Origin of the sequence: Streptomyces aureus (assembly GCF_000725495.1) — a bacterium.
Classification (GTDB): domain Bacteria; phylum Actinomycetota; class Actinomycetes; order Streptomycetales; family Streptomycetaceae; genus Streptomyces; species Streptomyces aureus_B.
Genome location: NZ_JNZD01000012.1, coordinates 147,010 through 165,604, shown reverse-complemented (window position 1 = coordinate 165,604; position 18,595 = coordinate 147,010). Strand labels below are relative to the sequence as shown.

At 70.6% G+C, this 18,595-nt stretch carries 15 protein-coding genes; 10 read left to right on the top strand and 5 right to left on the bottom strand.

Annotated elements, in window-relative coordinates; genetic code table 11:
• Positions 1 to 48: 48 nt before the first annotated feature.
• The 4 genes from secD (at position 49) to IO36_RS18375 (ending at position 6,262) form a co-directional block, all read left to right on the top strand.
• Positions 49 to 1,815: a protein translocase subunit SecD gene (gene secD, locus IO36_RS18390; protein WP_037621182.1), complete on the top strand. Its 1,767-nt coding sequence runs from the start codon at positions 49 to 51 to the stop codon at positions 1,813 to 1,815.
• A gap of 1 nt (position 1,816) precedes the next feature.
• Positions 1,817 to 2,932: a protein translocase subunit SecF gene (secF, locus tag IO36_RS18385; protein WP_037621181.1), complete on the top strand. Its 1,116-nt coding sequence runs from the start codon at positions 1,817 to 1,819 to the stop codon at positions 2,930 to 2,932.
• Complete coding sequence (locus IO36_RS18380; protein ID WP_037621179.1) at positions 2,929 to 3,468, top strand: adenine phosphoribosyltransferase; 540 nt, start codon at positions 2,929 to 2,931, stop codon at positions 3,466 to 3,468. Before secF ends, IO36_RS18380 begins: the two co-directional genes overlap by 4 nt.
• 229 nt (positions 3,469 to 3,697) lie before the next feature.
• Positions 3,698 to 6,262 carry a RelA/SpoT family protein gene (locus IO36_RS18375; protein ID WP_037621178.1) on the top strand — a complete coding sequence of 855 codons (2,565 nt, stop codon included), beginning with the start codon at positions 3,698 to 3,700 and terminating at the stop codon, positions 6,260 to 6,262.
• A gap of 177 nt (positions 6,263 to 6,439) precedes the next feature.
• Here IO36_RS18375 and IO36_RS18370 read toward each other — a convergent pair whose 3' ends face one another.
• Together IO36_RS18370 and IO36_RS18365 are read right to left on the bottom strand one after the other, a co-directional pair.
• On the bottom strand, positions 6,440 to 7,669 hold the full coding sequence (locus IO36_RS18370; RefSeq protein WP_037621177.1) for a DUF349 domain-containing protein: 1,230 nt from the start codon (positions 7,667 to 7,669) through the stop codon (positions 6,440 to 6,442).
• A 133-nt stretch (positions 7,670 to 7,802) separates the two neighbouring features.
• Positions 7,803 to 8,624 (bottom strand): peptidylprolyl isomerase, encoded by an 822-nt coding sequence (locus IO36_RS18365; protein WP_037621176.1) that lies wholly within the window; start codon positions 8,622 to 8,624, stop codon positions 7,803 to 7,805.
• Between the two features lie 179 nt (positions 8,625 to 8,803).
• Between IO36_RS18365 and IO36_RS18360 the strand changes: the two genes are divergently transcribed.
• Together IO36_RS18360 and hisS are read left to right on the top strand one after the other, a co-directional pair.
• The gene (locus IO36_RS18360) at positions 8,804 to 9,517 is read left to right on the top strand and encodes an MBL fold metallo-hydrolase (RefSeq protein ID WP_037621174.1); all 714 of its coding nucleotides are present in this window, start codon (positions 8,804 to 8,806) and stop codon (positions 9,515 to 9,517) included.
• A 10-nt stretch (positions 9,518 to 9,527) separates the two neighbouring features.
• Positions 9,528 to 10,790: a histidine--tRNA ligase gene (hisS, locus tag IO36_RS18355; RefSeq protein ID WP_037621173.1), complete on the top strand. Its 1,263-nt coding sequence runs from the start codon at positions 9,528 to 9,530 to the stop codon at positions 10,788 to 10,790.
• A gap of 154 nt (positions 10,791 to 10,944) precedes the next feature.
• Here the strand turns inward: hisS and IO36_RS18350 are convergent, their stop codons facing one another.
• Complete coding sequence (locus tag IO36_RS18350; RefSeq protein WP_037621171.1) at positions 10,945 to 11,790, bottom strand: ABC transporter permease; 846 nt, start codon at positions 11,788 to 11,790, stop codon at positions 10,945 to 10,947.
• The gene (locus IO36_RS18345) at positions 11,787 to 12,653 is read right to left on the bottom strand and encodes an ABC transporter ATP-binding protein (protein WP_037621169.1); all 867 of its coding nucleotides are present in this window, start codon (positions 12,651 to 12,653) and stop codon (positions 11,787 to 11,789) included. The genes IO36_RS18350 and IO36_RS18345 overlap by 4 nt, the downstream gene beginning before the upstream one ends.
• Before the next feature lie 140 nt (positions 12,654 to 12,793).
• On the opposite strand from IO36_RS18345, the gene IO36_RS18340 reads away from it, so the two are divergent.
• The 3 genes from IO36_RS18340 (at position 12,794) to rpsD (ending at position 15,787) form a co-directional block, all read left to right on the top strand.
• Positions 12,794 to 13,432, top strand: a complete 639-nt coding sequence (locus IO36_RS18340) for a vitamin K epoxide reductase family protein (RefSeq protein ID WP_037621168.1) — start codon at positions 12,794 to 12,796, stop codon at positions 13,430 to 13,432.
• A gap of 44 nt (positions 13,433 to 13,476) precedes the next feature.
• Complete coding sequence (locus IO36_RS18335; protein ID WP_037621166.1) at positions 13,477 to 14,832, top strand: replication-associated recombination protein A; 1,356 nt, start codon at positions 13,477 to 13,479, stop codon at positions 14,830 to 14,832.
• Positions 14,833 to 15,172: 340 nt separating this feature from the next.
• Positions 15,173 to 15,787, top strand: a complete 615-nt coding sequence (gene rpsD / locus IO36_RS18330) for a 30S ribosomal protein S4 (RefSeq protein WP_037621164.1) — start codon at positions 15,173 to 15,175, stop codon at positions 15,785 to 15,787.
• 39 nt (positions 15,788 to 15,826) lie between these two features.
• Here rpsD and IO36_RS18325 read toward each other — a convergent pair whose 3' ends face one another.
• On the bottom strand, positions 15,827 to 17,995 hold the full coding sequence (locus IO36_RS18325; protein WP_037621163.1) for an ATP-binding protein: 2,169 nt from the start codon (positions 17,993 to 17,995) through the stop codon (positions 15,827 to 15,829).
• A gap of 161 nt (positions 17,996 to 18,156) precedes the next feature.
• Between IO36_RS18325 and IO36_RS18320 the strand changes: the two genes are divergently transcribed.
• Positions 18,157 to 18,591, top strand: coding sequence for a DUF948 domain-containing protein (locus IO36_RS18320; protein WP_037621162.1), 435 nt, complete (start codon positions 18,157 to 18,159; stop codon positions 18,589 to 18,591).
• Positions 18,592 to 18,595: the final 4 nt, after the last annotated feature.

Sequence of the window (18,595 nt, the reverse complement as noted above, 5' to 3'; positions counted from 1 at the left end):
TCCACGCGCTCACCCGGCGCAGGGCGGCCCGAGAGGGAGTACGAGAAGGTGGCAGCACCGAAGAAGGGCCGGAACGCGAGCGCCCAGAGCAGGCCGGGGCGCTCGCTGGCCCTGATCCTGATCGCCATCGCGGCGCTCACCGGAGGGATGTTCGCCTCCGGGCAGACCACTCCGCGTCTCGGCATCGATCTCGCCGGCGGCACGAGCATCACGCTCACGGCGCAGAACGAGCCGGGCCAGCCCAACGCGATCAACAAGACCAACATGGACACCGCGGTCGACATCATGAACCGCCGTGTCAACGGTCTCGGTGTCTCCGAGGCCGAGGTTCAGACCCAGGGTTCCGACAACATCATTGTCAACATCCCCCGGGGCACGAACTCCAAGCAGGCCCGCGAGCAGGTCGGCACCACCGCCAAGCTGTACTTCCGCCCCGTCCTGGCCACCGACGTCTCCGGTGGCAAGGCGTCGGCGACCCCTTCCCCGAGCGCCTCCAGCAGCTCCTCCGCCACGACCGGTGACAAGGCGACCTCGTCCTCGTCGTCCTCCGCGACGCCGTCGGCCTCCGCCACCACCCAGGGCCGCGTCGTCAGCGACGCCCTGAAGGCGGGCTCCTCGCCGTCCGCGAGCAGCACCCCGAGCACCTCGGCCTCCGCCTCCTCCAGCGCCGCTCCGTCCGCGAGCGCCGGTACGGACCCGGCGGCCGCGAAGCTCCAGGCCCAGTACGCCACGCTCGACTGCACCAACAAGGCCGTCCGCGCCAAGGCCGGCACGGGCGCCAAGTCGACCGATCCGACCGTGGCCTGCGGCCAGGACAAGAACTCCTCCGGCCAGTGGCAGAAGTACATCCTCGGCCCGGCCGAGGTCGCCGGCACGGACGTGAAGAAGTCCGGCGCGGTCTTCGACACGCAGACCGGCGCGGGCTGGAAGGTCACCATGGACTTCACGTCCGGTGGCTCCAAGAAGTTCGCCGCCATCACCGGCAAGCTGGCCCAGAACCAGCCCCCGCAGAACCAGTTCGCCATCGTCCTCGACGGCCAGGTCGTCTCCGACCCGTCCGTGGCCCAGTCGCTGAGCGGCAGCGCGGAGATCTCCGGCAGCTTCACGCAGACCGAGGCCCAGGACCTGGCCAACATGCTCAACTACGGCGCCCTGCCGCTCACCTTCCACGAGTCCAGCGTCACCACGGTGACCGCCGCGCTCGGTGGCGAGCAGCTGCACGCAGGTCTGATCGCCGGCGCCATCGGCCTCGCCCTGGTCATCATCTACCTGGTGATCTACTACCGGGGCCTGTCGATCATCGCCATCGCCTCCCTGGGCGTCTCGGCGATCCTCACCTACGTGCTCATGGCGCTGCTCGGCCCGGCCATCGGCTTCGCGCTGAACCTCCCGGCCGTCTGCGGTGCGATCGTCGCGATCGGTATCACGGCGGACTCGTTCATCGTGTTCTTCGAACGCATCCGGGACGAGATCCGCGAGGGCCGCACCCTGCGCCCGGCCGTCGAGCGTGCCTGGCCGCGCGCCCGGCGCACCATCCTGGTCTCCGACTTCGTGTCGTTCCTCGCCGCCGCGGTGCTCTTCATCGTCACCGTCGGCAAGGTCCAGGGCTTCGCGTTCACCCTCGGTCTGACCACGGTGCTCGACGTCGTCGTGGTCTTCTTCTTCACCAAGCCGCTGATGACCATCCTCGCCCGCAAGAAGTTCTTCGCCGAGGGTCACAGCTGGTCCGGCCTCGACCCGAAGCGACTGGGCGCCAAGCCGCCGCTGCGCCGCACCCGTCGCGCGTCCGCCCCCGTCGACACGAAGGAGGCGTGAGATGTCGAAACTCGGCACCCTCGGCGCCCGGCTCCACCGCGGCGAGATCGGCTACGACTTCGTCGGCAAGCGCAAGATCTGGTACGGCATCTCGATCCTGATCACCATCACGGCCATCCTCGGCCTGACGGTGCGGGGCCTGAACATGGGCATCGAGTTCCAGGGCGGCGCCGTCTTCACCACCACCACCAAGAGCCAGGTGTCGGTGACCCAGGCGGAGACGTTCGCGCAGGAGGCCTCCGGCCACGACGCGGTCGTCCAGAAGCTCGGCAACGGCGGACTGCGCATCCAGATCGCCGGCATCGACACCGACAAGTCGGACGCGATCAAGGAAAAGCTCGCCACCGACCTGAAGATGAACCCCGAGAAGATCAACGCCGACCTGGTCGGCCCCAGCTGGGGTGACCAGATCGCCAACAAGGCCTGGGAGGGCCTGGCGATCTTCATGGTCCTGGTCGTGATCTACCTGGCGATCGCCTTCGAGTGGCGCATGGCCATCGCGGCCCTGGTCGCCCTGATCCACGACATCACCATCACGGTGGGCATCTACGCCCTGGTGGGCTTCGAGGTCACCCCGGGTACGGTGATCGGTCTGCTCACGATCCTCGGTTACTCGCTCTACGACACGGTCGTCGTCTTCGACAGCCTCAAGGAGCAGACGAAGGGGATCACCAAGCAGACGCGCTGGACCTACAGCGACGTCGCCGACCGCTCGATCAACAGCACCCTGGTGCGTTCCATCAACACCACGGTGGTCGCGCTGCTGCCGGTCGCCGGCCTGCTGTTCATCGGTGGCGGCGTCCTCGGCGCCGGCATGCTCAACGACATCTCGCTGTCGCTGTTCGTCGGTCTCGCGGCCGGTGCGTACTCCTCGATCTTCATCGCCACGCCGCTCGTCGCCGACCTCAAGGAGCGCGAGCCGGAGATGAAGGCCCTGCGCAAGCGGGTCCTCGCCAAGCGCGCCCAGGCGGCCGCCACGGGCGAGTCCCTGGAGCCGGAGACCTCCGAGCCGTCGTACGACGACTTCGAGGACGCCACCCCGGCGGTCGTCGGTCCCCGCAACCAGCCCGCGTCCCGCTCCCGCGGCCGCGGCCGTCCCTCGGGCAAGCGCCGATGACCGGCATCGAGGAGCTGCTGACCAGCCGCATCCGTGACGTGGCCGACTACCCGGAGCCGGGCGTGATGTTCAAGGACATCACCCCGCTCCTGGCCGACCCGGCCGCGTTCGGGGCACTGACCGGCGCCCTGGCGGAGATCGCGGTGCGCAGCGGCGCCACCAAGATCGTCGGCCTGGAGGCCCGTGGATTCATCCTCGGCGCCCCGGTGGCCGTCCACGCCGGGATCGGCTTCATCCCCGTGCGCAAGGCGGGCAAGCTCCCCGGAGCGACCCTGTCCCAGGCGTACGACCTGGAGTACGGCTCCGCCGAGATCGAGGTGCACGCCGAGGACCTGAGCACGGGCGACCGCGTCCTGGTCGTCGACGACGTCCTCGCCACCGGCGGCACCGCCGAGGCCTCGCTCCAGCTCATCCGCAGGGCGGGCGCCGAGGTCGCGGGCGTCGCCGTGCTGATGGAGCTCGGCTTCCTGGGCGGCCGCGGCCGTCTGGAGCCGGCCCTGGCCGGAGCTCCCCTGGAGGCGCTCCTGACGGTCTGAGGACCGCGCGCGCACCACCCGGGAGTCCGCTCCCGGAAAGGCCCCCGAAAGGCCTGAGGCACCCGCAGGACACCCTGGAGGCGGGCCCGGAGGAATCCGGTGCCCGCCTCCGGCGTTCTCCCAGACGAGGTCGCACCCGGCGGCCGACAGCGAGCCCGGCGCGAAGGATCGCTACCATGGGGTTTCCGGAGCCTGACCGGGGGACCCGGATCGCGCACGAGGAGCCCTCTTGCCAGACGAGGCCCAGCCACTCGCCCCCAGCGCGGAACGCCTGGGGCGAACCGCCGCCACCCAGCCCGAGTCCGCCTCGGGCGCCGCGGAGAAGCCCGCACACGACGGAGCGAGCGGGCCGGTCGAGCACGCCCAGTCCGCCCCCGACGGCACGGCGGCCGGGGGATCGCGTCCCAAGCCGGCCCCGCCCGAGCACCCCGCGAGTACCCCGGCGGTCCGTCCCGCGGCCTCCCAGCCCTCGCGCTCCGGCGGCTCGTCCAACCGCGTCCGCGCCCGGCTGGCCCGCCTCGGCGTGCAGCGCTCGAACCCGTACAACCCGGTGCTGGAGCCGCTGTTGCGGATAGTGCGCAGCAACGACCCCAAGATCGAGACGTCGACGCTGCGCCAGATCGAGAAGGCGTACCAGGTCGCGGAGCGCTGGCACCGCGGCCAGAAGCGCAAGAGCGGCGACCCGTACATCACGCACCCGCTCGCCGTCACCACGATCCTCGCCGAGCTGGGCATGGACCCGGCGACCCTGATGGCCGGTCTCCTGCACGACACGGTCGAGGACACCGAGTACGGCCTGGACCAGCTCCGCCGTGACTTCGGCGACTCGGTCGCCCTCCTCGTCGACGGCGTCACCAAGCTGGACAAGGTCAAGTTCGGCGAGGCCGCGCAGGCCGAGACCGTGCGCAAGATGGTCGTCGCGATGGCCAAGGACCCCCGCGTCCTGGTGATCAAGCTCGCCGACCGCCTGCACAACATGCGCACGATGCGTTATCTCAAGCGCGAGAAGCAGGAGAAGAAGGCGCGCGAGACCCTCGAGATCTACGCGCCGCTCGCCCACCGCCTGGGCATGAACACCATCAAGTGGGAGCTGGAGGACCTCGCGTTCGCGATCCTCTACCCCAAGATGTACGACGAGATCGTGCGGCTGGTGGCCGAGCGGGCGCCGAAGCGGGACGAGTACCTCGCCATAGTGACCGACGAGGTCCAGTCCGACCTGCGGGCGGCCCGTATCAAGGCGACTGTCACCGGCCGCCCGAAGCACTACTACAGCGTCTACCAGAAGATGATCGTCCGCGGCCGCGACTTCGCGGAGATCTACGACCTGGTGGGCATCCGCGTCCTCGTGGACACCGTCCGCGACTGCTACGCGGCACTCGGCACCGTGCACGCGCGATGGAACCCGGTCCCCGGCCGGTTCAAGGACTACATCGCGATGCCGAAGTTCAACATGTACCAGTCGCTGCACACGACGGTCATCGGCCCCAATGGCAAGCCCGTCGAACTCCAGATCCGTACGTTCGACATGCACCGCCGCGCCGAGTACGGCATCGCCGCGCACTGGAAGTACAAGCAGGAGACCGTCGCCGGGTCCTCCAAGATCCGCACCGACGTGCCCCGGGCGGCCAAGGGCAGCGCGGGCCAGGACACCGTCAACGACATGGCGTGGCTGCGCCAGCTGCTCGACTGGCAGAAGGAGACCGAGGACCCCAGCGAGTTCCTGGAGTCCCTGCGCTTCGACCTCTCGCGCAACGAGGTCTTCGTGTTCACGCCCAAGGGCGACGTGATAGCGCTTCCGGCCGGTGCCACCCCGGTGGACTTCGCGTACGCGGTCCACACGGAGGTCGGCCACCGGACGATAGGAGCACGGGTCAACGGACGCCTGGTGCCGCTGGAGTCCACCCTGGACAACGGGGACCTGGTCGAGGTCTTCACCTCCAAGGCCGCCGGCGCGGGCCCCTCCCGCGACTGGCTCGGCTTCGTGAAGTCGCCGCGCGCCCGCAACAAGATCCGCGCCTGGTTCTCCAAGGAACGCCGCGACGAGGCGATCGAGCACGGCAAGGACGCCATCGCCCGCGCGATGCGCAAGCAGAACCTGCCGATCCAGCGCATCCTCACCGGCGACTCCCTGGTCACCCTCGCGCACGAGATGCGCTACCCCGACATCTCCTCCCTGTACGCGGCGATCGGCGAGGGCCATGTCACCGCCCAGAGCGTCGTCCAGAAGCTCGTGCAGGCGCTCGGCGGCGAGGAGGCGGCCACCGAGGAGATCGACGAGTCCGTACCGCCGGCGCGGGGCCGCAGTCGCAAGCGGCGCAGCAACAACGACCCCGGCGTGGTCGTCAAGGGCGTCGACGACGTGTGGGTCAAGCTCGCCCGCTGCTGCACCCCGGTGCCGGGCGACCCGATCATCGGCTTCGTCACCCGCGGCAGCGGCGTCTCGGTCCACCGCAGCGACTGCGTGAACGTCGACTCGCTCTCGCGCGAGCCCGAGCGGATCCTCGAGGTCGAGTGGGCGCCCACCCAGTCCTCGGTCTTCCTGGTCGCCATACAGGTCGAGGCCCTGGACCGGTCCCGGCTCCTCTCGGACGTCACCCGGGTCCTGTCCGACCAGCACGTCAACATCCTGTCCGCGGCCGTCCAGACGTCCCGCGACCGGGTCGCCACCTCCCGGTTCACCTTCGAGATGGGCGACCCCAAGCACCTGGGTCACGTCCTGAAGGCCGTACGGGGCGTGGAGGGCGTCTACGACGTGTACCGCGTGACCTCGGCCCGCAGGCCCTCCGAGGCCTGACACCCGCCCGCCTCGTCCGCCCCGCCCGGCCGCTCGCCGGGCGGGGCGGCGGCGTGCACGGGGGCAGGCGGCGTACAGGGGCAGGACGCAGGCGCACGGCGACGACACACGGCCACGGCACACGAAGGGGCTCCCGTACGTGCGTACGGGAGCCCCTTCGCGCGGGTGCGGCGGGAATCAGCCGCCGAACTCGTGAAGACCCTTCAGCGCCTGGTCGAGGAGCGCCTGACGGCCGTCCAGCTCCTTCTGGAGCTTGTCGGCCCTCGCGGTGTTGCCCGCGGAGCGCGCCGCCTCGATCTGGCCCTGGAGCTTGTCCACGGCGGCCTGCAGCTGCCCGGTCAGACCCTCGGCACGCGCGCGTGCCTCCGGGTTCGTCCGGCGCCACTCGGTCTCCTCGGACTCCTGCAGAGCCCGCTCCACCGCGTGCATCCTGCCCTCGACCTTCGGGCGGGCGTCACGCGGCACGTGGCCGATGGCCTCCCAGCGCTCGTTGATGGAACGGAAGGCGGCGCGCGCCGCCTTCAGGTCCTGCACCGGGACCAGCTTCTCGGCCTCCTCGGCCAGCTCCTCCTTGAGCTTCAGGTTCTCCGTCTGCTCCGCGTCGCGCTCGGCGAACACGGAGCTGCGCGCCGCGAAGAACACGTCCTGGGCGCCGCGGAAGCGGTTCCACAGGTCGTCCTCGTGCTCGCGCTGGGCACGGCCCGCGGCCTTCCAGTCCGCCATCAGCTCGCGGTAGCGGGCCGCCGTCGGACCCCAGTCCGACGAGCCGGACAGCGCCTCGGCCTCGGCGACCAGCTTCTCCTTGGTCTTGCGGGCCTCCTCGCGCTGCGCGTCCAGCGAGGCGAAGTGCGCCTTGCGCCGCTTGGAGAACGCCGAGCGGGCGTGCGAGAAGCGGTGCCACAGCTCGTCGTCCGACTTGCGGTCGAGTCGCGGCAGCCCCTTCCACGTGTCCACCAGCGCGCGCAGCCGCTCACCGGCCGCCCGCCACTGGTCGCTCTGCGCCAGCTCCTCGGCCTCGACGACCAGCGCCTCCTTGGCGTGCCGCGCCTCGTCGGACTGCTTGGCCCGCTGGACCTTGCGCTCCTCACGGCGCGCGTCCACGGTCTCCACGAGCTTGTCCAGCCGTACCTTCAGCGCGTCCAGATCGCCGACCGCGTGGTGGGCGTCCACCTGCCCACGGATGTGATCGATGGCGGTCTGGGCGTCCTTCGCCGACAGGTCGGTGGTCTTCACCCGCTTTTCGAGGAGGCCGATCTCGACAACCAGGCCTTCGTACTTGCGCTCGAAGTAGGCCAGCGCCTCATCGGGCGTGCCGGCCTGCCAGGAGCCGACGACCTGCTCGCCGTCGGCCGTACGCACGTACACGGTCCCCGTCTCGTCGACGCGGCCCCACGGGTCGCTGCTCACAGCGCCTCCTCCACATGATGCCTGCGCGGGGCTCCGCGCCCCCGGCATCGTCCACAGTTTCGTCACGGCCAACATAGGCGACCGGCGGGGCGGCTGTCCGCATCCCGCGCGACCGAAATTCAGCAGCTGACGGTCAGGATTTCGTCACGGTCAGCTTGTTGATGACGACGGTCGCGTTCGGCGCGCCGTCGCCCTGGCCCGTACTCTCGCCGGCGCCCGCGATCTTCTTGAGGACCGTCAGGCCGGACTTGGAAATAGTTCCGAACGGTGTGTAACTGGGCGGGAGCTGACTGTCCTGGTAGACCAGGAAGAACTGGCTGCCGCCGGTGTGCTTCTGGCCGGTGTTGGCCATGGCGATCGTGCCCGCCGGGTACACGTTGCCCTTGAGCGACGTGTCCTTGAGGTTCTCGTCCGGGAGCGTGTAGCCGGGACCGCCGTCGCCCTTGGCCGTCGGGTCGCCGCACTGCAGGACGTAGATGCCGTTGGTGGTGAGCCGGTGGCACTTGGTGTGGTCGAAGTAACCCTTGCCGGCGAGGAAGTCGAACGAGTTCACCGTGTGCGGGGCGGCGGACGCCTTGAGGGCGATGTCGATGTCGCCGCAGGTCGTCGCCATCTTCATCGTGTAGGCGGCGGACTTGTCGATGGTGACCGCCGGCTCCTTCTTCCACGTGAGCGACTTCACCTGGCCCTCGGCGGGCTTCTCGCACGGATCGGGCGCCTTGCTCGTCGGCGTGGCGCTGGGCGTCGCCCCCGCGCCGGCCTCGGCCTTCTTGCCGTCGCTCTTGAAGGCCCCGGTCGCGTACGCGGTCGCACCGCCCGCGACGACCACGCCGACGACCGCCGCGATCACCGCGTTGCGGGTTCGGGTCCTTCGCCGAGCGGATGTGCGGCGCTGCTGCTGTCGCAAGAACTTCTCCCGGGCGAGCTGACGCCGCCGCTGTTCCTGGCTGACCACCGGAGTTCTCCTCGTGCGTCTCGTACGTCGAGTGGGACGCGTGCGTCGCCTGAGCCGACCGCCTGCGTGTGCCCCGTACCGTATATGGGTTAGCTGAGGAATCGGCAGCGCCGGTAGGCTCTGATCCACAGCCACCCGCCCGTACGACACTCGCGCGTACGCCACCACGAAGGACGATCGTGCTCATTGCCGGGTTCCCCGCCGGGGCCTGGGGGACCAACTGTTACCTGGTCGCCCCCGCCGCGGGTGAGGAGTGCGTGATCATCGACCCGGGCCATCAGGCCGCCCAGGGAGTCGAGGACGCGCTCAAGAAGCATCGGCTCAAGCCCGTCGCGGTCATCCTCACCCATGGCCACATCGACCACGTCGCCTCGGTCGTCCCGGTGTGCGGAGCCCACGACGTTCCCGCCTGGATCCACCCCGCGGACCGGTACATGATGAGCGACCCCGAGAAGGCGCTCGGCCGTTCCATCGGGATGCCGCTGATGGGCGAGCTGACCGTGGGGGAGCCCGACGACGTGCGGACGCTGACCGACGGCGCCGAGCTGAAGCTGGCGGGCCTCGACCTCTCCGTCGCGCACGCCCCGGGCCATACGAAGGGGTCGGTGACGTTCCGGATGCCCGAGAGCGCGGACATCCCGTCCGTGTTCTTCTCCGGGGATCTGCTCTTCGCCGGCTCCATCGGACGCACCGACCTGCCGGGCGGCGACATGGACGAGATGCTCGACTCGCTGGGCCGTGTGTGCCTGCCGCTCGACGACTCGACCGTGGTGCTGTCCGGCCACGGCCCCCAGACGACCATCGGCCAGGAACGCGCCACCAACCCGTATCTGCGGCAGGTGGCCGCCGGCCTGGGAGCGGACCCGACCGCCGCTCCTCGACGAGGAATGTGACAAGACTTCCGTGAGCACCTTCAGGGCCCCCAAGGGCACGTACGACCTCATTCCGCCGGACAGCGCCAAGTACCTCGCGGTGCGCGAGGCCATCGCGGCCCCGCTGCGCAACTCCGGTTACGGCTACATCGAGACGCCCGGGTTCGAGAACGTCGAACTGTTCGCCCGCGGTGTCGGCGAGTCCACCGACATCGTGACCAAGGAGATGTACGCCTTCGAGACCAAGGGCGGCGACAGGCTCGCCCTGCGCCCCGAGGGCACCGCGTCCGTGCTGCGCGCGGCGCTGGAGGCCAACCTGCACAAGGCGGGCAACCTCCCCGTCAAGCTCTGGTACTCCGGCTCGTACTACCGCTACGAGCGCCCCCAGAAGGGCCGTTACCGCCACTTCTCCCAGGTCGGCGCCGAGGCGATCGGAGCCGAGGACCCGGCGCTCGACGCCGAGCTGATCATCCTGGCCGACCAGGCGTACCGGGCGCTGGGCCTGCGGAACTTCCGCATCCTGCTCAACAGCCTGGGCGACAAGGAGTGCCGCCCCGTCTACCGCGCCGCGCTGCAGGACTTCCTGCGCGGCCTGGACCTCGACGAGGAGACGCTGCGCCGCGCGGAGATCAACCCGCTGCGTGTGCTCGACGACAAGCGCGAGGACGTCCAGAAGCAGCTGGGCGGGGCCCCGTTGCTGCGCGACTACCTGTGCGACGCCTGCAAGGCGTACCACGAGGAGGTCCGCGACCTGATCACGGCGGCGGGCGTCTCCTTCGAGGACGACCCGAAGCTGGTGCGCGGTCTGGACTACTACACGCGCACCACCTTCGAGTTCGTGCACGACGGTCTCGGCTCGCAGTCCGCGGTGGGCGGCGGCGGCCGGTACGACGGGCTGTCCGAGATGATCGGCGGCCCCGCGCTGCCGTCCGTCGGCTGGGCGCTGGGCGTCGACCGTACGGTGCTGGCCCTGGAGGCCGAGGGCGTGGAGCTCGAACTGCCCGCGGCCACCAGCGTGTTCGCGGTGCCGCTCGGGGAGGAGGCCCGCCGGATCCTCTTCGGCGTGGTGACCGAACTGCGCAGGGCCGGTGTCGCCGCCGACTTCTCGTACGGCGCGAAGGGGCTCAAGGGCGCGATGAAGAACGCCAACCGCAGCGGGGCCCGTTTCACGGTCGTCGCCGGTGAGCGCGACCTCGCCGAGGGCGTCGTGCAGCTCAAGGACATGGAGTCCGGGGAGCAGACGGCGGTCGCCACCGGCGAGATCGTGGCCGAGCTGCGGTCCCGCCTGGTCTGACGCGCCGCCCCTTGCCTCGACGGGACGCTCCGTCCGGGCATCGAGGGGACACGCCGTCACCGCCTCGACGGGCACGCTCCCGTCGAGGCGGGTCCGTCACCGGACCCGCCCGCCATCGCGGCCGGGCGGGATGCCGGACCTTGGACCGGAGCCGTCAGCCGTCCCGCCGGTTCTTCCACCGGAAGGTCAGTAGGCACAGCAGCAAGCCGCCCAGGCACCACGCCCCGAGCACCAGGGCGATCCGGCCGAACTCCCAGTCGCCCGCCTGCTCCAGCACCTTGGCGGAGTCGGGCAGGAACACCCCGCGCAGCCCCTGGCACATCCACTTCAGCGGGAACAGGGCGCCGATGTTCAGCATCCAGTCCGGGATCGTGTCGATGGCGATGTAGACGCCGGAGATGAACTGCAGGACGAGGAAGGGCAGGACGACCACCGAGGTGGCGCTCTTGCCCGACTTGGGGACCGAACTGATCGCGATGCCGAGCAGCGCGCAGGACGTCAGGCCCAGGACGAAGATCCAGCCGAAGTCCGCCCACCTTGCGAGGTCCGAGGGCAGGTCGACGCCGTACAGCGTGGTGCCGACGGTGAGCAGGATCGCCGTCTCCAGGGCGCCGGTCACCAGGACCAGCCATATCTTCCCGAAGAAGTACGCGGCCGGCGGCATCGGAGTGCCGCGCAGCCGGCGCAGCACCTTCTCGTCCCGTTCGATCGCGATCGAGATGCCGAGGGACTGGAAGCTGGTCGACATGATGCCCGCGGCCATCATCGCGGGCACGTAGAGCTGCGAGGCCGTGACGCCCGCGCCCTTCACGTCGTCGCTGAAGATCGACGCGAACAGGAACAGGAAGACGACCGGGAAGGCGAAGGTGAACACCACCTGGTCGCGCTGGCGGAAGAACTGCCGCAGTTCCAGGCCGCCCCGGCGCAGCCCCAGCCCGAAGGCCCCGGGCAGCCGTCCGGACGCGGTCCCGCTGTCGCGTCGTACGTCGGTGGTGGTCATCGCGCGTCCTCCAGGCCGGTCAGTCGCAGATAGACGTCCTCCAGGGTGGGGCGGCTCACCCGCAGTCCCGGGATCTCCCCGTCGAAGCGGCGGACGAGTTCGGCGACCGTCCGGGTGGGGGTGTCCGTGCGTTCGCTGCGCGGTCTGCCGTCGGCCTCCGTCCACTCGACCGTGGCCTCGCCGCCGAACCGTTCGCGCAGGGCGGCCGGTTCGCCCTCGGCGACCACCCGGCCGCGCGCGACGACCGCCAGCCGGTTCGCGAGGGCCTCGGCCTCCTCCAGGTAGTGCGTGGTCAGGAGGATGGTCGTCCCCTCGTCGGCCAGCCTGCGGATCAGCTCCCAGAACTGCCGTCGTGCCGCCGGGTCGAAGCCCGTGGTCGGCTCGTCCAGGAGGAGCAGTTCGGGCCCGCCGATCACCCCGAGGGCGACGTCGAGACGGCGGCGCTGCCCGCCCGACAGCGCCTTGATCCTGCTGCCGGCCTTCGCCTCCAGACCGACCAGCCCGATGACTTCCTCGGGATCACGGGGATTCGGGTAATAGCGGGCGAAATGCCGCACCGTCTCGCCCACCGTCAACTCGGCGGGCGCGGATTCGTCCTGCCAGACGATTCCGATCCGGGAACGCCACGCGCGCGTGCCCGACTCCGGGTCCGAGCCGAGCACCGACACCTCTCCCGCGTCCCGTCGGCGGTTGCCCTGGAGGATCTCCACCGTGGTGCTCTTGCCCGCTCCGTTGGGCCCGAGCAGGCCGAACACCTCGCCCCGGCGGATACCCAGATCGATGCCGTCGACGGCGGTCACGTCCCCGTACTGCTTGCGCAGCCCCCGTACGTCGACCGCGAGTTGATCCGCGTGTGTTGTCATGCGGCCGATCTTCCCCCTGAACCGAACCTTCCGGGGCGGCCGTGCGTACCTTGTTTATGCCCACCGAACGGTGGGAGGGCGGCCGTGTGCGGCACAATGAGCCTGCCCACCGGCCCCTTCGAAGCTACGGAAACGGCGTGATGAACAAGACGACAGTCAAGGACGTCCCGACCGACGTGGAACGCCCCGCCGCCCCCGTGCGGACGGTCGGCGCCAGTCGGGCCCTCGCCGTGCTGCTGGTGATCACGGGCGCGGCCGGTCTCCTTGCCGCGTGGGTCATCACGATCGACAAGTTCAAGCTGCTCGAGAACCCGAACTTCGTCCCGGGCTGCAGCCTCAACCCGGTCGTCTCCTGCGGCAACATCATGAAGAGCGAGCAGGCCGCGGCCTTCGGCTTCCCGAACCCCATGCTGGGACTGGTCGCCTACGGCATCGTGATCTGTGTCGGCATGAGCCTGCTCGCGCGGGCCACCTTCCCGCGCTGGTACTGGCTGACCTTCAACGCGGGCACGCTCTTCGGCGTCGCCTTCTGCACCTGGCTGCAGTTCCAGTCGCTCTACCGGATCAACTCGCTGTGCCTGTGGTGCAGCCTGGCCTGGGTCGCGACGATCACCATGTTCTGGTACGTGACGTCCTTCAACGTCCGGCACGGCTTCCTGCCCGCCCCGGGCTGGCTCAAGGGCTTCTTCGGCGAGTTCACCTGGGTCCTGCCGACCCTGCACGTCGGCATCATCGGCATGCTGATCCTGACCCGCTGGTGGGACTTCTGGACCAGCTGACCGGTCCGGGGGGATTGTCCGAGCGGTGACATAAGGTTCTTGACGTGGAGCCCGACCTGTTCACCGCCGCAGCAGAAGAACGCCAGGAGAAGGACCCCGCCGGCAGTCCCCTGGCCGTGCGGATGCGTCCGCGCACCCTCGACGAGGTCGTGGGGCAGCAGCACCTGCTGAAGCCGGGCTCCCCGCTGCGCAGACTCGTCGCCGAGGCGAGCGGCGGCCCGGCCGGACCGTCCTCGGTGATCCTCTGGGGACCGCCGGGCACCGGCAAGACGACCCTCGCGTACGTCGTCTCCAAGGCCACCGACAAGCGCTTCGTGGAACTCTCCGCGATCACCGCGGGCGTCAAGGAGGTCCGCGCGGTCATCGACGGCGCCCGCCGCGCGGCCGGCGGTTTCGGCAAGGAGACCGTCCTCTTCCTGGACGAGATCCACCGCTTCAGCAAGGCCCAGCAGGACTCCCTGCTCCCGGCAGTCGAGAACCGCTGGGTGACCCTGATCGCCGCGACCACCGAGAACCCGTACTTCTCGGTGATCTCGCCGCTGCTCTCCCGCTCCCTCCTGCTCACCCTCGAACCGCTCACCGACGACGACCTGCGCGGCCTGCTGCGCCGGGCGCTCGGCTCGGAGCGCGGCCTCAGGGAATCCGTCACCCTGCCCGGGGACGCCGAGGACCATCTGCTGCGGATCGCCGGCGGCGACGCCCGCCGCGCCCTGACCGCCCTGGAGGCGGCGGCCGGCGCCGCCCTCGACAAGGGCGAGGCCGAGATCAGCCTCCAGACGCTGGAGGAGACCGTCGACCGTGCCGCCGTGAAGTACGACCGCGACGGCGACCAGCACTACGACGTGGCGAGCGCCCTCATCAAGTCCATCCGCGGCTCGGACGTGGACGCCGCCCTGCACTACCTGGCCCGGATGATCGAGGCGGGCGAGGACCCCCGCTTCATCGCCCGCCGGCTGATGATCTCCGCCAGCGAGGACATCGGCCTCGCCGACCCGAACGCGCTGCCCATAGCCGTGGCCGCCGCCCAGGCCGTCGCGATGATCGGCTTCCCCGAGGCCGCGCTCACCCTCAGCCACGCCACCATCGCCCTCGCGCTGGCCCCCAAGTCCAACTCCGCGACCATGGCCATTGGCGCCGCCATGGACGACGTGCGCAAGGGACACACGGGCCCCGTCCCGGCCCATCTGCGCGACGGCCACTACAAGGGCGCGGCCAAGCTCGGGCACGCCCAGGGGTACGTGTATCCCCACGACCTGCCCGAGGGCATCGCGGCCCAGCAGTACGCGCCCGAGTCGCTCGCGGACCGGGAGTACTACGCCCCGACCCGGCACGGCGCCGAGGCGCGGTACGCCGACGCGGTGGAGTGGACCAGGAAACACCTCGGTAGAGGGCGTGCCTGAGCACCCTGTACGATGGCTCGAAGCGCTGCGTCCCGTGTCCGGCTCCGGTCGGCACCACCAGAACGGGACATCCAGCCGGAGCCCCCGCCTCCACGGGGGGATTCCAGGAGCGTCGCGCACCGTCGAAGGTGTCGCGGGCAGCCCACCACCACCCGGATTCCCGGGAGCGGTCGGTGGGCCACTCGCGTGCTGCACGTATGTGCCCAGACCCAGGAGCGGCTGCCCGCCCCGTCCCCGTGGATCTCCACAGCGGCGAGGAGGGTTTCCCGGGCTGCGGATTGCGACCTCCCCTAACCCTGGTGAAGCCGTATTCGCATCAGAAACACGAGGTGTTTGGTTCATGGCGAACCAGTCCCGCCCCAAGGTCAAGAAGTCGCGTGCGCTCGGTATCGCGCTGACCCCGAAGGCTGTCAAGTACTTCGAGGCCCGCCCCTACCCGCCGGGTGAGCACGGCCGTGGCCGCAAGCAGAACTCGGACTACAAGGTCCGTCTGCTCGAGAAGCAGCGTCTGCGCGCGCAGTACGACGTGTCCGAGCGTCAGCTCGTCCGCGCCTACGAGCGTGCCTCCAAGGTCCAGGGCAAGACCGGTGAGGCCCTGATCATCGAGCTGGAGCGTCGTCTCGACGCGCTGGTCCTGCGTTCGGGCATCGCCCGCACGATCTACCAGGCCCGCCAGATGGTCGTTCACGGCCACATCGAGGTCAACGGCCAGAAGGTCGACAAGCCCTCGTTCCGCGTCCGTCCCGACGACGTCGTGATGGTCCGCGAGCGCAGCCGCAGCAAGACGCTGTTCGAGGTTTCCCGCGCGGGCGGCTTCGCCCCCGACGGCGAGACCCCGCGCTACCTCCAGGTGAACCTCGCCGCCCTGGCCTTCCGCCTGGACCGCGAGCCGAACCGCAAGGAGATCCCGGTGATCTGCGACGAGCAGCTCGTCGTCGAGTACTACGCCCGCTGATCTTCCTACAGCGGACGCGGTACCACCTGCGCGTCAGCGTCAGCCCGTCGTCTCCCCGCCCTTCGAGGTGGGCGAGACGGCGGGCTTTCGCATGTCCGGGGGCAGCCGGCGCTGCGACGGCACCGCCCCGAGCGGCGGGATCCCGGCACCGCCCAGCGCACGGGCCACGGCGGCGTCCTGCCCGAGCAGCTCACCGGCCCGCAGACGCTCCTCGTAGACCTCGTCGCCCAGCTCCTGCCGGCACAGCGCCGCGCAGCGCTCGTGCGGCGCGTTGTAGTACGCCGAACCGAACAGCGGCAGGCCCACCGACGGCCACATCCGCGACGCCGCGCCCTGCAGCAGCGCCGCCTCGGCCGGATCGCCCTCCACGACCGTGACCAGGGCGAGCAGTTCGAGGGCGAGCACCGAGCCGAGCAGGTCGTGGAAGCCGTGGGCGATGCCGAGGCCCCGCTCCAGCAGACCGCGCGCTCCCGCCGGGTCGCCCTCGGCCTGGGCCTGGTAGGCGAGCACGTACAGCGCGTAGGCCAGCGCCCAGCGCTCCCCGTGGTCCTCGCAGACCCCCCGGACGTCCTCGCACAGCTTCACCGCGCCCGGCATGTCGCCCTGGAAGGCCAGGGTCATCGCGAGCTCGATCTGGCCCATCAGCACATTGCTGTTGAGTTCGCCGATCTCGTGATAGCGGTCCAGCGCCGAGCGCAGCAGCACCTCGGCGCGCGCCATGTCGTCCGTGACCAGTGCCAGACAGCCGGTCCGATGCTCGGCGTAGGCGACCGCGAGGGCGTTCTCGCAGCGTTCCGCCTCCTCGCGGCACTCCTGCAGCGCTGACAGCGCGGGCACCGAGTCGCCCTGGAGGACCGCCACGTAGCCGAGGACCCACAGGGCCTTCAGCCGCGCCTGGTCACGGTCGCCGTCGAGCTCGACACTGCGCTCCAGCCAGTGCCGCCCCTCGGCGAGCCGGCCGCAGCCGACCCAGTAGAACCACAGCGAGCCCGCAAGGTACTGGCCCAGATGCGTCTCGTCCGGCTCGCCGAGCGAATACTCCAGCGCGCAGCGCAGATTGGGCAGCTCCGTCTCGACGCGCAGCGCCACCTCGCCCTGCCGTGACGAGAACCAGTCCAGCTCGCACCAGGTGACCAGGCCCATGTACCAGTCGCGGTGGCGCCGGCGCAGCCGCTCGGCGTCGCCCGTCGCCGTCAGCCAGTGCGCGCCGTAGGCACGGACCGTGTCCAGCATCCGGTAGCGCACCCCCGCCGGGCCCTCCTCGCGCGAGATCACCGACTGCGCGAGGAGTTCACCGAGCACGTCGAGGACGTCGTCGGCGTGCAGTCCGTCGCCGCTGCACACGTACTCGGCGGCCTCCAGGTCGAAGCGGCCCGCGAACACCGACAGCCGCGCCCACAGCAGCCGCTCCGCCGGAGTGCACAGCTCGTGGCTCCAGCCGATCGCGGTCCGCAGCGTCCGGTGCCGCGGCGAGGCGTCGCGCAGCCCCCCGGTCAGCAGCCGGAACCGGTCCTCGAGACGGGCGAGCAGCTGGGCGGGGGAGAGGGAGGCCACCCGGCCCGCCGCCAGTTCCAGCGCCAGCGGGATCCCGTCGAGGCGCCGGCACAGCTCCCGGACGTCGGAGCCGTTCGTCTCGTCCAGGGCGAAGCCGGGCACCCGGGCCGCCGCCCGCTGCGCGAACAGTTCCACGGCGTCCTCGTCGGACAGGGGCGCCAGCGGGAAGACCCGCTCGCCGGCGATGTCCAGCGGTCTGCGGCCCACGGCCAGCACCCGTACCCCCGGCGCCCGCCGCAGCAACGCGCCCACCAGCGCGGCGCTCCCGTCCACCAGGTGCTCGAAACCGTCCAGGACCAGCAGGAGCCGACGTCCGGCCGCATGCTCGAGCAGCACCTGGCGCGGCGAGGCGGCCGTGTGGTCCGTCAGACCGAGGGCCTCGGCCACGGCGTGGTCGAGAAGTGCCGGGTCGTGCACCGCGGACAGGTCCACGCGCCACACCCCGTCGCACGCGCCGGCCCGCGCGGCCGCGTGCGCGGCGAACCGGGTCTTGCCGACGCCCCCCATGCCCGTCACCGTGACCAGCCGGACCGTCTCCAGTGCCTCGGCCAGCCGGGCCAGCTCTGCGGAGCGCCCGACGAACGCGTCGGGTTCCAGGGGCAGATTGCCCGCTGCGGCAGGAGCGGAGCGCCGGGCGGGGAATGAACGCTGCATGAGATACGGAGCGTACTGACCCGTGAGCGCTCCGTACAATCGGTTCGCGCAACTCCACACGACGGAGCGGATTAATGCGGTACGGAGCCCCGGCCCCGGCGCGATAGGCTCGGGTGACGACTTTTCGATGTTCAGGCACACAGTCAGGGAGCGGGTGCACAGTGTCCGGTGGTGAGGTGGCCGGGATCCTGGTGGCCGTCTTCTGGGCGATCCTGGTCTCCTTCCTCGCCGTCGCGCTGGTGAGGCTGGCCCAGACGCTCAGGGCGACCACCAAGCTCGTGGCGGACGTGACCGAGCAGGCCGTGCCGCTCCTCGCCGACGCCTCCGCGGCGGTGCGCTCCGCGCAGACGCAGATCGACCGGGTCGACGCCATCGCGTCGGACGTCCAGGAGGTCACGTCGAACGCCTCGGCGCTGTCGACCACCGTCGCCTCCACGTTCGGCGGCCCGCTGGTCAAGGTCGCGGCGTTCGGCTACGGCGTGCGCCGGGCCATCGGGGGCCGTCGAGAGAATGTGCCCGACAAAGCGTCCCGGCGTACCGTGATCGTGGGCCGCACCGTCCCGTCCGCGCGGCGGGGAAAGCGGAAGAAGGACTGACGCA